Raw genomic sequence first — 10,602 nt, 5'->3', positions numbered from 1 at the left:
CCCGGCGACAACGTGACCATCACGGTCAAGCTGATCGCGCCGATTGCCATGGAAGAAGGCCTGCGCTTCGCCATCCGCGAAGGCGGCAAGACCGTCGGCTCCGGCGTCGTCGCCAAGATCATGGAGTGATGCGATGGCCCAGCAGAAAATCCGCATTCGCCTCAAAGCCTTCGACTACAAGCTGATCGACCAGTCGGCAGCCGAGATCGTCGACACCGCCAAGCGCACCGGCGCCATCGTCAAGGGTCCCGTTCCCCTGCCGACGCGCATGAAGCGCTTCGACATCCTGCGCTCGCCGCACGTCAACAAGAGCTCGCGCGACCAGTTCGAGATCCGCACCCACCAGCGCCTGATGGACATCGTCGACCCCACCGACAAGACCGTCGACGCGCTGATGAAGCTGGATCTTCCGGCTGGCGTGGACGTCGAGATCAAGCTGCAGTAATCCGCGGCAGACCGATCTTGCAAGGCCGCCTTCGGGCGGCCTTTTTCTTGCTTGGCAGGTGGGCATGAAGACTGCTACAATCGCCGGCTTCGCCCGTATTGCGGGTGAAGCTTTATCAACCCTCTTTCGCACACCAAACGCAGAAGCCAATTGCAGCGGCTGCGGCGAAAGTAACGGAGTAAGAACATGAGTCTGAGCAGCCTCGGGTTGCTGGGCCGCAAGGTGGGCATGATGCGCCTGTTCACCGATGACGGGGATGCTGTTCCCGTCACGGTGGTGGATGTGTCCAACAACCGTGTGACCCAGGTCAAGTCCCAAGAGACAGACGGCTACGTGGCCCTGCAGGTCACGTACGGTTCGCGCCGCACCTCGCGCGTGACCAAGCCGCAAGCCGGCCACCTCGCCAAGGCGGGAGTGGAAGCCGGTGAAATCATCCGCGAATTCCGTGTCGACGCCGACACCGCCGGCCAATACAAGGCTGGTGCGCAAGTCCCCGTCCAGGCGCTGTTCACCGTTGGCCAGAAGGTCGACGTGCAGGGCACCTCGATCGGCAAGGGCTTTATGGGCACCATCAAGCGCCACAACTTCAAATCCCAGCGCGCCTCGCACGGCAACAGCCGTTCGCACAACGTGCCGGGTTCGATTTCCATGGCGCAGGATCCGGGCCGTGTGTTCCCGGGCAAGAAGATGTCCGGCCACAAGGGCGACGTCACCGTGACCACCCAGAACCTGGACGTGATCCGCGTGGACGAAGCGCGCCAGCTGCTGCTGATCCGCGGTGCGGTGCCGGGCTCCAAGAACGGCTTCGTGACCGTGCTGCCCGCCGTCAAGGGCCAGCCCAAGCCGGTCGTCGTGACCGCGAAGGGAGCGAAGTAAATGCAACTCGAACTCCTGAACGAGCAGGGCCAGGCCGCTTCCAAGGTGGACGTCCCCGAGACCGTGTTCGGCCGCGACTACAACGAAGCGCTGATCCACCAGATCGTGGTGGCCTTCCAGGCGAACGCGCGCCAAGGCACGCGCGCCCAGAAGGACCGCGAGCAGGTCAAGCACTCCACCAAGAAGCCGTTTCGCCAGAAGGGCACGGGCCGCGCCCGCGCCGGCATGACGTCCTCGCCGCTGTGGCGCGGGGGCGGCCGCATCTTCCCGAACAGCCCGGAAGAGAACTTCACGCAGAAGATCAACAAGAAGATGTACCGCGCCGGCATGGCGTCCATCTTCTCCCAGCTGGCCCGCGACGGGCGCCTGGCGGTTGTCGAGTCCCTCACGGTCGACAGCCCCAAGACCAAGCAGCTGGCCGCCAAGTTCAAGGCCATGAACCTGGAGTCGGTGATGGTGATCGCCGACGAGGTCGATGAGAACCTGTACCTGGCTTCGCGCAACCTGGCGAACGTGCTCGTGGTCGAGCCGCGTTACGCCGATCCGTTGAGCCTGGTGCACTACAAGAAAGTGCTCGTCACCAAGGGCGCAATGGACAAGCTCAAGGAGATGTTTGCATGACCGCGGCATCCAAAAAGTTTGACGAAGGCCGCCTGATGGCCGTGCTGATCGCCCCCATCGTCTCCGAGAAGGCGACGCATGTGGCCGACAAGTCCAATGCCGTCACCTTCAAGGTTCTGCAGGACGCCACCAAGCCCGAGATCAAGGCCGCCGTCGAACTGATGTTCAAGGTGGAAGTCAAGGGCGTGTCCGTGCTCAACATCAAGGGCAAGCAGAAGAAATTCGGGCGCTCCATCGGCCGTCGCGACAACATCCGCAAGGCGTATGTGACGTTGCAGCCTGGCCAAGAGCTGAACTTCTCCGGGGAGGCCGCTTAACCATGGCAGTCGTCAAGATGAAACCGACCTCCGCCGGCCAGCGCGCCGTCGTGAAGGTCACACGCGACCACCTGCACAAGGGTGATCCGTACGCGCCGCTGCTGGAGCCCAAGTTCCAGAAGGCCGGGCGCAACAACAACGGCCACATCACCGTGCGCCACAAGGGCGGCGGCCACAAGCACCACTACCGCGTGGTGGACTTCGTGCGCAACAAGGACGCCATCCCGGCAAAGGTCGAACGCGTCGAGTACGACCCGAACCGCACGGCGCACATCGCCCTGGTGTGCTACGCCGACGGCGAGCGCCGCTACATCATCGCGCCGCGCGGCCTGGAAGTGGGCGCCACGCTGGTGAGCGGCGCGGAAGCCCCGATCCGTGCCGGCAACACGCTGCCGATCCGCAACATCCCGGTGGGTTCGACCATCCATTGCATCGAGCTGCAGCCCGGCAAGGGCGCGCAGATCGCGCGTTCGGCCGGCACCTCGGCCACGCTGCTGGCCCGCGAAGGCACCTACGCCCAGGTTCGCATGCGCTCCGGTGAGGTCCGCAGGATCCACATCGAGTGCCGCGCCACCATCGGCGAAGTCGCCAACGAAGAGCACAGCCTGCGCCAGCTCGGCAAGGCCGGCGTCAAGCGCCACATGGGCATCCGCCCGACGGTGCGCGGCGTCGCGATGAACCCGATCGACCACCCGCATGGCGGCGGCGAAGGCCGCACCGGCACGGGCAAGCCGCCGGTGGATCCGTGGGGCAACCTGACCAAGGGTTACCGCACTCGCAACAACAAGCGCACGCAGACGTTCATCGTCTCGCGTCGCAAGAAATAAGGGGTCGCACAAATGACGCGTTCTCTCAAGAAGGGTCCGTTTGTGGATCACCACCTGGTGGCCAAGGTCGACAAGGCCGTTGCCATCAAGGACAAAAAGCCGATCAAGACCTGGTCGCGCCGCTCCATGGTCCTGCCCGATTTCATCGGGTTGACCATCGCCGTGCACAACGGCAAGCAGCACGTACCGGTCTATATCACCGACCAGATGGTGGGCCACAAGCTGGGCGAATTCGCCCTCACGCGCACCTTCAAGGGCCACCCCGCGGACAAGAAAGTCCAGAAGAAGTGAGGATGAACCATGTCTGAAACTCGTGCAGTCCTCCGCGGCGTGCGCCTGTCGGTCGACAAGGGCCGCCTCGTGGCCGACCTGATCCGCGGCAAGAAGGTGGACCAGGCGCTGAACGTGCTGGCCTTTACCCAGAAAAAGGGTGCCGTCATCATCAAGAAGGTGCTGGAGTCGGCAATCGCCAACGCCGAGCACAACGACGGCGTCGACATCGACGAGCTGAAGGTCAAGACCATCTACGTGGAGCAGGGCACCGTGCTCAAGCGCTTCACGGCGCGGGCCAAGGGTCGCGGCAACCGCATCAGCAAGGGCACGTGCCATGTGTACGTGACCGTGGGCAACTAAGGCAGGAAGACTATGGGACAAAAAATCCACCCGACCGGCTTCCGCCTGGCTGTCACCCGCAACTGGAACAGCCGCTGGTATGCCAACAACCGCGACTTCAGCACCATGCTGTCCGAGGACATCAAGGTCCGCGAATACCTGAAGATCAAGCTGAAGAACGCCGCGGTGTCGCGCGTGCTGATCGAGCGCCCCGCCAAGAACGCCCGCATCACCATCTACTCGGCGCGTCCGGGCGTGGTGATCGGCAAGAAGGGCGAGGACATCGAGAACCTCAAGCGCGAACTGGCCACGCGCCTGGGCGTTCCGGTGGCAGTGAACATCGAGGAAGTGCGCAAGCCCGAAGTCGATGCCCAGCTGATCGCCGACTCGATCACCCAGCAGCTCGAAAAGCGCATCATGTTCCGCCGCGCCATGAAGCGCGCCATGCAGAACGCGATGCGCCTGGGCGCGCAGGGCATCAAGATCATGTCGTCGGGTCGCCTCAACGGCATCGAGATCGCCCGTTGCGAGTGGTACCGCGAAGGCCGCGTGCCGCTTCACACGCTGCGCGCCGACATCGACTACGGCTTTTCCGAAGCCAAGACCACCTACGGCGTCATTGGCGTCAAGGTGTGGGTCTACAAGGGCGACACCCTGGGCCAGCGCGATGCGCCGTCCCTCGACTCGACCCCGCGCCCCGAAGGCGAAGAGCGCCGTGGCCCGCGTGGTCCGCGCCGTGACGGCGACCGCCGTCCGAGCGGCCCCGGCCGTGGCGGCCCGCGTGGTCCCGGCGGTGCTGGCGGCAGCGGTGGCGGTGGCCGGACGATGTCCGGCAACACCAACGTGGCTCCCGCCGACGGTGCCGACAAGCCCGCAGAAGCAACCCAAGGCGCAGATGCGCCGAAATCTACCGTTAAGCGCGTCCCCCGTAAGACGGGTACCGCGCCGGCCGGCACTCCCGCCGCCGACGGTAAAGGAGAGTAATCATGCTGCAACCCGCTCGTCGCAAATTCCGCAAAGAGCAAAAAGGCCGCAACACCGGCGTTGCCACCACCGGCAACTCGGTGGCGTTCGGCGACTTCGGCCTGAAGTGCACCGACCGCGGCCGCCTGACGGCGCGCCAGATCGAGGCCGCGCGCCGCGCGATCTCCCGCCACGTCAAACGTGGCGGCCGCATCTGGATCCGCGTGTTCCCGGACAAGCCGATTTCCCAGAAGCCCGCTGAAGTGCGGATGGGCAACGGCAAGGGCAACCCGGAGTACTACGTGGCCGAAATCCAGCCGGGCAAGGTCGTGTTCGAGATCGTCGGCGTGCCCGAGGAACTCGCGCGCGAAGCGTTCAAGCTGGCCGCGGCCAAGCTGCCGCTGCGCACCACGTTCGTCACCCGCCAGATCGGCACCTGAGGAGGAGATGAAATGACGAAAGCCAATGATCTCCGCCAAAAGGACGTTGCCGGCGTGGAAGGCGAAGTGAAGGATCTGCAGCGCGCCCATTTCGGCCTGCGCATGCAGAAGGCCACGCAGCAACTCAACAACACGTCCACGCTGCGCATCACGCGCCGTGATATCGCCCGCGCCAAGACCATCCTGGCTCAGAAGCGCGCAGAATCCGCCACTAAGGAGTGAACATGACGGAAGCAAAAACCTCCCTCAAGCGCACCCTGGTCGGCAAGGTGGTGAGCGACAAGCGTGCCAAGACCGTGACCGTGCTGATCGAGCGCCGTGTGAAGCACCCGCTGTACGGGAAGATCGTGATGAAGTCGAGCAAGTACCACGCGCACGACGAGAACGGCGACTTCCATACCGGCGACGTGGTCGAGATCACGGAAAGCAGGCCTCTCTCGAAGACCAAGAACTGGGTTGCGACCCGCCTGGTCGAGAAGGCCGCCGAGGTTTAACCCCTTCGGCGCAAGACCCCCGAACGGCCCACAATGTGGGCCGTTTCTTTTTTTCCCACACGAACCCTCAAGGAGAACACCATGATCAAGGTTGGAGATGCGCTGCCCGACGTCACGCTGCAGGAATACTCGGAAGTGGAGGGCAACGGCTGCAGCATCGGCCCGAACCCGGTGAAGGTGCGCGAAGCGGCCGCCGGCAAGACCATCGCGGTCTTCGCCCTGCCGGGTGCCTACACGCCCACCTGCTCGGCCCAGCACGTGCCGGGCTACGTGCAGCAGTTCGACGACCTGAAGCAGGCCGGCGTGGACGAGATCTGGTGCGTGAGCGTGAACGACGCGTTCGTGATGGGCGCCTGGGCGCGCGACCAGAAGACCGGGGGCAAGGTGCGCATGCTGGGCGACGGCAGCGCCGACTTCGCCAAGGCCACCGGCCTCACGATGGACCTCAATTCTCGCGGCATGGGCCTGCGCAGCGCGCGCTACTCGATGCTGGTGAAGGACGGCAAGGTCGCCACGCTGAACGTGGAAGGCCCGGGCAAGTTCGAGGTCAGCGATGCTGGCACGATGCTCGCGCAGGCCAAGGGCTAGAGATCGACCTTGAGGTAGTGCGCGCCCGGAATCGGGTTGTGGTAATAGGGCGGGATCGCCTCGAAACCGAGGTCCTCGTACAGGGCGCGCGCCGCCTCCATGTCGTCCAGCGTGTCCAGAAGCACGCTGGCATAGCCGGCTTGGCGGGCCGCGTCGAGCATGGCCTCGACCAGGTGCCGGCCCAGGCCGAAACCGCGGAACGCCTTGCGCACGTACAGGCGCTTCATCTCCGCGGCGTTCGGGTAGTCGGCCGCGTCCAGCGGTCGCAGCGCGCAGCATCCGGCCACTTCGCCGTCCACCCGCGCCAGCAGCAGGGCGCCGCGCGGCGCAGCGTACTCGCCGGGAAGCTGCGCGAGCTCCTGGTCGAAGTGCTGGAAGCACAGGTCGACGCCCAGGTTCTGGGCGTATTCGCGGAAGGCGGCACGCAACGCGTCGAGGTCGTCGGCGGTGTGCGGTGCGTCGAGTTGGATCAGTGGAGTGGCTGCGTCCACGGGCACGGGAAGGGGAGTGGCGGGGCGCCCAGTTTACCCACCCCGCCATCCAAATGCATGCTCAGCCGGCGCCCAGCCCGACCAGCCATGCCACGGCCGCAGCGCACACGCTCAGCAGCACCAGGGCAGCCAGCCGGGTGAGGGCGTCGTCGCGCGAGGACGGGGCGGCATGGTCCAGCTGCTTGTCGCCGATGACCATCGGGCGAATCAGGTTGTCGCGCTTCTTCCAGAGGTAGAACAGCACCGCGGCCAGGTGCAGCAGCACCAGCGCGATGATCAGCAACTGGCCGACCTCCTTGTGGTACCAGGTCGCCTTCAGCGCCTTGGCGCTGGCCACGAAGCGGTTGAGCGGCCCGGTGAACGAGATCTCGTCGTCGGCGACCAGGCCCGTTCCCACCTGCGCGAGCAGCACCGCCAGCATGGCAAGCACCGACAGCGCACCCAGCGGGTTGTGCCCGACCAGATGGTCCGGATGCCCCTGCCCGCGCAGGTAGGCGGCCACGCTGCCCGGGCCGCGCACGAAGCTGGCGAAGCGCGACCAGCGGCCACCCACCAGGCCCCAGACGATGCGAAACAGCAGCAGGGCGAGCACCGCGTAGCCCAGGCGCGCATGCCACTCGATCCATCCGCCGCCGATGTAGCCGGTGGTCACCGAGCCGATGATGCAGGCCACCAGGCCCCAGTGAAAGAGCCGTGTGGGCAGGTCCCAGACCCGGACGGTGTTCGCCATGTTGTTCCTTTGTCGTGAGGCCCTCGCCGGGCCAGCTCGGATGTTAGTGAATTCCCGAGTTCGCGGCCGCGTGCAGAACTTTTCGGCAGCGGGCACACTCAGCTGCTTGGCGCATGCCAAATTTTTACAGCCCATAGGAGAAGATTCATGAAACTTGCCGCCTCGCTCGCCATTGCCGCAGCCGCCTGCGCCCTGGCCGCGCCCGCCTCGGCACAGTTCGCCAAGCCGGAAGACGCGATCAAGTACCGCCAGAGCGCCCTGTTCGTGATGGCCCAGCACTTCGGCCGCATCGGCGCCATGGCCAACGGCCGGGTGCCGTACGACGCGAAGGCGGCGGTGGACAACGCCGAAGTCGTGGCCGACATGGCGAAGCTGCCCTGGGCCGGCTTCGGTCCCGGTACCGACAAGGGCCTTTCGACCAAAGCCAAGCCCGAAATCTGGTCCGAGCAGGCCAGGTTCAAGGAGCACAGCGACAAGATGATCGCCGAGACCGGCAAGCTGCTGGTGGCCGCCAAGACCAACAACCTGGACACCCTGAAGGCGGCGTTCCAGTCCACGGCCGGCAGCTGCAAGACCTGCCACGACGCCTTCCGTTCGCAGTAACGGCTCGCGCCAATAAAAAAGCCCGGCACGCGTGCCGGGCTTTTTTATTGGGCCGGGGATTCAGGTTTCGGCCAGCAGCTTCTCGATCAGCTGGTGCAGCTCGGCGAAGTCGGGCTGGCCGACGTAGCGCTTGACGATCTCGCCGCGCTTGTTCACCAGGTAGCTGGTGGGCGTCAGCTGCACCTCGCCCCAGGCCTTGGCGACGGCGCCGGTGTTGTCGATGGCGACCTTGAACGGCAGCTTGCGCGTTTCGGTGTAGTTCACCACGTAGCTGGGCGGGTCGTAGCTCATGGCCACCGCCACCGTCTCGTAGCCGCGGCCCTTGTACTTGTCGTAGGTGGAGACGATGCTGGGCATTTCCGCCACGCAGGTGGTGCAGCTGGTCGCCCAGAAATTCACCAGCGTGACCTTGCCCTTGAGGTCCGCCGTCGTCTTCGACGAGCCGTCCAGCAGCACGAAGGTGGAGGCCGGCGCCGCGGCGGCGGCCGAGCCGATGTAGGTGGCCGCGCCGACGCCGATTGCCGCGGCGGCGGCCAGGCCGATCAAAAGTTTGCTTCGCATCAGCGTCTTGCCCAAGGGGAAGGTGTCAGTTTACTGCGCCAGTGCTCAAACCACCTTGATGCCGCGCAGTGCCCCGATCTGATCGGAGGAATATCCCAACAGTTCCCCAAGCACCTCGTCCGTGTGCTGGCCCAGCAGCGGCGGCGGCAGGTCGGTGCGCACCGGTGTGGCGCCCAGCTTCATCGGGCTGGCCACCAGCCGCAGGCCAGGCTGCAGCGGGTGTGGCCATTGGTCCACCATGCCGCGCTCCTGCACGTGCGGGTCGGCGAACACCTCGGCCAGGTTGTTGATGGCGCCGCACGGCACCTTGGCCGTCTCCAGCGCGGCCAGCCAGTCGGCCTTGCCGCGGGTTTTCAGGATGGCTTCCAGCAGCGGCACCAGCACGGCGCGGTTGCGCACCCGGTCCTGGTTGCGGGCAAAGCGCGGGTCGGCGGCCAGCTCCGGCCGGCCGGCGACTTCGCAGAATTTGCCGAACTGCGTGTCGTTGCCCACGGCCAGAATGAGGTGGTCGGGCTGCCCGTCCGGCGACAGCGCCACCTCGAACACCTGGTAGGGCACGATGTTCTGGTGCGCATTGCCGACGCGCCCCGGCACCTTGCCGCTGACCAGGTAGTTGGCGCCCAGGTTGGCCAGCATCGCCACCTGCGTGTCCAGCAGCGCCATGTCGATGGCCTGGCCTTCGCCTGTGCGCTCGGCATGGCGCAGCGCGGCCAGGATGGCGGTGGCCGCGTACATGCCGGTGAACAGGTCCGCCACCGCCACGCCGACCTTCTGCGGGCCGCCGCCCAGGTCGTCCCGTTCCCCGGTCACGCTCATGAGGCCGCCCATGCCCTGCACCGCGTAGTCGTAGCCGGCGCGCTCCCGGTAGGGGCCGGTCTGGCCAAAGCCGGTGATGCTGCAGTAGACGATCGCCGGGTTGACCTGCTTGAGCGACGCGTGGTCCAGCCCGTAGCGCGCCATGTCGCCGACCTTGAAGTTCTCCACCACCACGTGGCAATGCGCGGCCAGCGCGCGGACCACGGCCTGGCCTTCCGGGCGCGCCAGGTCGCAGGTGAGCGAGCGCTTGTTGCGGTTGGTGCCCAGGTAATAGGCTGCCTCGGCCGTGTCCTTGCCATCCGCGTCCTGCAGGAACGGCGGCCCCCAGGTGCGGGTGTCGTCGCCGGTGCCGGGCCGCTCGACCTTGATCACGTCCGCGCCCAGGTCGGCCAGGGTCTGCGTGCACCACGGGCCGGCCAGCACCCGGGACAGATCGAGCACGCGGATTCCATCCAATGCGTTCATGGTCGCATTGTGGGGGCAGTGCCCGGCCCGTGCCCCACCGGCATAATCGAGACGCACCCTTATGAACGCCATCCTGATCATCGCGCACGCGCCGCTGGCCAACGCCCTGCGGCAGTGCGCGCTGCACGTGTTTCCCGACTGCGCCCCCGGCGTCGCGGCGATCGACGTGCAGCCCAACCTGTCGCCCGAGGAAACGCTGGCCGCCGCGCGCATCGCGATGGAGCAGCTCACGCATTCGCCGCAGGTGAAAGGCGTGCTGGTGCTGACCGACATCTTCGGCGCGACGCCCAGCAACGTGGCGCAAAAACTTGTCGACGGCGTACGCTCGCGCCTGATCACCGGAGTCAACCTGCCGATGCTGCTGCGCAGCGTCAGCTACCGCCACGAGCCGCTGGACGCGCTGGTCTCGCGCGCGGTGGTGGGCGGCACGCAGGGCGTGATGCAGGTGGCGGTGACGGCGCCCCAGAACCAGGCCAGACGCAAGCATGATCAAGACGAACACGACCATCAGCAATAGGCTGGGCCTGCATGCCCGCGCCTCGGCCAAGCTCACCAAGCTGGCCGGCAGCTACGCCTGCGAAGTGTGGATCGCCCGCGGCGAACGCCGCGTGAATGCCAAGAGCATCATGGGCGTGATGATGCTGGCGGCCGGCGTCGGCAGCGAGGTGACGCTGGAGACCGACGGCGAGCGCGAGCAGGAATGCATGGACGCGCTGCGTGCCTTGATTGCCGACAAGTTCGGCGAAGGCGAAT

At 66.0% G+C, this 10,602-nt stretch carries 19 protein-coding genes and 1 pseudogene; 16 read left to right on the top strand and 4 right to left on the bottom strand.

Features of this window, described 5'->3' with window-relative positions; genetic code table 11:
- From tuf to H0U68_RS07270, 13 genes and pseudogenes are all read left to right on the top strand, one after another.
- Positions 1-129: pseudogene (tuf, locus tag H0U68_RS07330) on the top strand (elongation factor Tu); the annotation flags it as partial.
- 4 nt (positions 130-133) lie between these two features.
- Positions 134-445, top strand: coding sequence for a 30S ribosomal protein S10 (gene rpsJ / locus H0U68_RS07325; protein WP_145895499.1), 312 nt, complete (start codon positions 134-136; stop codon positions 443-445).
- A gap of 186 nt (positions 446-631) precedes the next feature.
- Positions 632-1,321: a 50S ribosomal protein L3 gene (gene rplC / locus H0U68_RS07320; protein ID WP_296354114.1), complete on the top strand. Its 690-nt coding sequence runs from the start codon at positions 632-634 to the stop codon at positions 1,319-1,321.
- Positions 1,322-1,942 (top strand): 50S ribosomal protein L4, encoded by a 621-nt coding sequence (gene rplD / locus H0U68_RS07315; protein WP_296354112.1) that lies wholly within the window; start codon positions 1,322-1,324, stop codon positions 1,940-1,942.
- Complete coding sequence (gene rplW / locus H0U68_RS07310; protein ID WP_296354110.1) at positions 1,939-2,259, top strand: 50S ribosomal protein L23; 321 nt, start codon at positions 1,939-1,941, stop codon at positions 2,257-2,259. Before rplD ends, rplW begins: the two co-directional genes overlap by 4 nt.
- A 2-nt stretch (positions 2,260-2,261) precedes the next feature.
- A complete protein-coding gene (gene rplB, locus H0U68_RS07305; RefSeq protein WP_296354108.1) occupies positions 2,262-3,086 on the top strand; it encodes a 50S ribosomal protein L2 in 825 nt (274 codons plus the stop codon).
- 12 nt (positions 3,087-3,098) lie between these two features.
- Positions 3,099-3,377, top strand: a complete 279-nt coding sequence (gene rpsS / locus H0U68_RS07300) for a 30S ribosomal protein S19 (RefSeq protein WP_296354106.1) — start codon at positions 3,099-3,101, stop codon at positions 3,375-3,377.
- 9 nt (positions 3,378-3,386) lie between these two features.
- The gene (rplV, locus tag H0U68_RS07295) at positions 3,387-3,719 is read left to right on the top strand and encodes a 50S ribosomal protein L22 (protein ID WP_296354104.1); all 333 of its coding nucleotides are present in this window, start codon (positions 3,387-3,389) and stop codon (positions 3,717-3,719) included.
- A gap of 12 nt (positions 3,720-3,731) precedes the next feature.
- A complete protein-coding gene (gene rpsC, locus H0U68_RS07290) occupies positions 3,732-4,682 on the top strand; it encodes a 30S ribosomal protein S3 (protein WP_296354102.1) in 951 nt (316 codons plus the stop codon).
- Between the two features lie 2 nt (positions 4,683-4,684).
- Positions 4,685-5,101, top strand: a complete 417-nt coding sequence (gene rplP / locus H0U68_RS07285; RefSeq protein ID WP_296354100.1) for a 50S ribosomal protein L16 — start codon at positions 4,685-4,687, stop codon at positions 5,099-5,101.
- Positions 5,102-5,113: 12 nt separating this feature from the next.
- A complete protein-coding gene (gene rpmC, locus H0U68_RS07280) occupies positions 5,114-5,323 on the top strand; it encodes a 50S ribosomal protein L29 (RefSeq protein WP_296354098.1) in 210 nt (69 codons plus the stop codon).
- A gap of 2 nt (positions 5,324-5,325) precedes the next feature.
- A complete protein-coding gene (gene rpsQ / locus H0U68_RS07275; protein ID WP_296354097.1) occupies positions 5,326-5,595 on the top strand; it encodes a 30S ribosomal protein S17 in 270 nt (89 codons plus the stop codon).
- An 81-nt stretch (positions 5,596-5,676) separates the two neighbouring features.
- Entirely contained in the window at positions 5,677-6,183 is a 507-nt protein-coding gene (locus tag H0U68_RS07270) for a peroxiredoxin (protein WP_296354095.1), read from the top strand.
- On the opposite strand, the gene H0U68_RS07265 is transcribed toward H0U68_RS07270, so the two are convergent.
- Together H0U68_RS07265 and H0U68_RS07260 are read right to left on the bottom strand one after the other, a co-directional pair.
- The gene (locus H0U68_RS07265) at positions 6,180-6,674 is read right to left on the bottom strand and encodes a GNAT family N-acetyltransferase (RefSeq protein ID WP_296354093.1); all 495 of its coding nucleotides are present in this window, start codon (positions 6,672-6,674) and stop codon (positions 6,180-6,182) included. The genes H0U68_RS07270 and H0U68_RS07265 overlap by 4 nt on opposite strands.
- A 61-nt stretch (positions 6,675-6,735) precedes the next feature.
- Positions 6,736-7,404 carry a cytochrome b/b6 domain-containing protein gene (locus tag H0U68_RS07260; RefSeq protein WP_296354092.1) on the bottom strand — a complete coding sequence of 223 codons (669 nt, stop codon included), beginning with the start codon at positions 7,402-7,404 and terminating at the stop codon, positions 6,736-6,738.
- A 147-nt stretch (positions 7,405-7,551) separates the two neighbouring features.
- Here H0U68_RS07260 and H0U68_RS07255 point away from each other — a divergent pair, with 147 nt between their 5' ends.
- The gene (locus H0U68_RS07255) at positions 7,552-8,007 is read left to right on the top strand and encodes a cytochrome c (RefSeq protein WP_296354091.1); all 456 of its coding nucleotides are present in this window, start codon (positions 7,552-7,554) and stop codon (positions 8,005-8,007) included.
- A 60-nt stretch (positions 8,008-8,067) separates the two neighbouring features.
- Here H0U68_RS07255 and H0U68_RS07250 read toward each other — a convergent pair whose 3' ends face one another.
- Both H0U68_RS07250 and H0U68_RS07245 read right to left on the bottom strand, forming a co-directional pair.
- Positions 8,068-8,568 (bottom strand): TlpA disulfide reductase family protein, encoded by a 501-nt coding sequence (locus H0U68_RS07250; protein WP_296354089.1) that lies wholly within the window; start codon positions 8,566-8,568, stop codon positions 8,068-8,070.
- 45 nt (positions 8,569-8,613) lie between these two features.
- Complete coding sequence (locus H0U68_RS07245; RefSeq protein ID WP_296354087.1) at positions 8,614-9,849, bottom strand: CaiB/BaiF CoA-transferase family protein; 1,236 nt, start codon at positions 9,847-9,849, stop codon at positions 8,614-8,616.
- Between the two features lie 61 nt (positions 9,850-9,910).
- Here H0U68_RS07245 and H0U68_RS07240 point away from each other — a divergent pair, with 61 nt between their 5' ends.
- On the top strand, positions 9,911-10,366 hold the full coding sequence (locus tag H0U68_RS07240; protein ID WP_296354085.1) for a PTS fructose transporter subunit IIA: 456 nt from the start codon (positions 9,911-9,913) through the stop codon (positions 10,364-10,366).
- A partial coding sequence (locus tag H0U68_RS07235) for an HPr family phosphocarrier protein (RefSeq protein ID WP_296354083.1) occupies positions 10,335-10,602 on the top strand: 268 nt, incomplete at its 3' end. The genes H0U68_RS07240 and H0U68_RS07235, both read left to right, overlap by 32 nt.

Origin of the sequence: Ramlibacter sp., from assembly GCF_013697775.1 — a bacterium.
GTDB lineage: Bacteria > Pseudomonadota > Gammaproteobacteria > Burkholderiales > Burkholderiaceae_C > Ramlibacter.
Note: the sequence above shows the minus strand (reverse complement) of the source record. Positions and strands in the feature narration are given on the sequence as shown.

Coding starts and splice junctions, on each gene's coding strand:
- H0U68_RS07260 (WP_296354092.1), bottom strand. CDS start 7,404: ATGGCGAACACCGTCCGGGTCTGGGACCTGCCCACACGGCTCTTTCAC.
- rplC (WP_296354114.1), top strand. CDS start 632: ATGAGTCTGAGCAGCCTCGGGTTGCTGGGCCGCAAGGTGGGCATGATG.
- rplW (WP_296354110.1), top strand. CDS start 1,939: ATGACCGCGGCATCCAAAAAGTTTGACGAAGGCCGCCTGATGGCCGTG.
- rpmC (WP_296354098.1), top strand. CDS start 5,114: ATGACGAAAGCCAATGATCTCCGCCAAAAGGACGTTGCCGGCGTGGAA.
- rpsQ (WP_296354097.1), top strand. CDS start 5,326: ATGACGGAAGCAAAAACCTCCCTCAAGCGCACCCTGGTCGGCAAGGTG.
- rpsJ (WP_145895499.1), top strand. CDS start 134: ATGGCCCAGCAGAAAATCCGCATTCGCCTCAAAGCCTTCGACTACAAG.
- rplP (WP_296354100.1), top strand. CDS start 4,685: ATGCTGCAACCCGCTCGTCGCAAATTCCGCAAAGAGCAAAAAGGCCGC.
- H0U68_RS07240 (WP_296354085.1), top strand. CDS start 9,911: ATGAACGCCATCCTGATCATCGCGCACGCGCCGCTGGCCAACGCCCTG.
- H0U68_RS07270 (WP_296354095.1), top strand. CDS start 5,677: ATGATCAAGGTTGGAGATGCGCTGCCCGACGTCACGCTGCAGGAATAC.
- H0U68_RS07255 (WP_296354091.1), top strand. CDS start 7,552: ATGAAACTTGCCGCCTCGCTCGCCATTGCCGCAGCCGCCTGCGCCCTG.
- rpsC (WP_296354102.1), top strand. CDS start 3,732: ATGGGACAAAAAATCCACCCGACCGGCTTCCGCCTGGCTGTCACCCGC.
- rplB (WP_296354108.1), top strand. CDS start 2,262: ATGGCAGTCGTCAAGATGAAACCGACCTCCGCCGGCCAGCGCGCCGTC.
- rpsS (WP_296354106.1), top strand. CDS start 3,099: ATGACGCGTTCTCTCAAGAAGGGTCCGTTTGTGGATCACCACCTGGTG.
- H0U68_RS07250 (WP_296354089.1), bottom strand. CDS start 8,568: ATGCGAAGCAAACTTTTGATCGGCCTGGCCGCCGCCGCGGCAATCGGC.
- rplD (WP_296354112.1), top strand. CDS start 1,322: ATGCAACTCGAACTCCTGAACGAGCAGGGCCAGGCCGCTTCCAAGGTG.
- rplV (WP_296354104.1), top strand. CDS start 3,387: ATGTCTGAAACTCGTGCAGTCCTCCGCGGCGTGCGCCTGTCGGTCGAC.
- H0U68_RS07245 (WP_296354087.1), bottom strand. CDS start 9,849: ATGAACGCATTGGATGGAATCCGCGTGCTCGATCTGTCCCGGGTGCTG.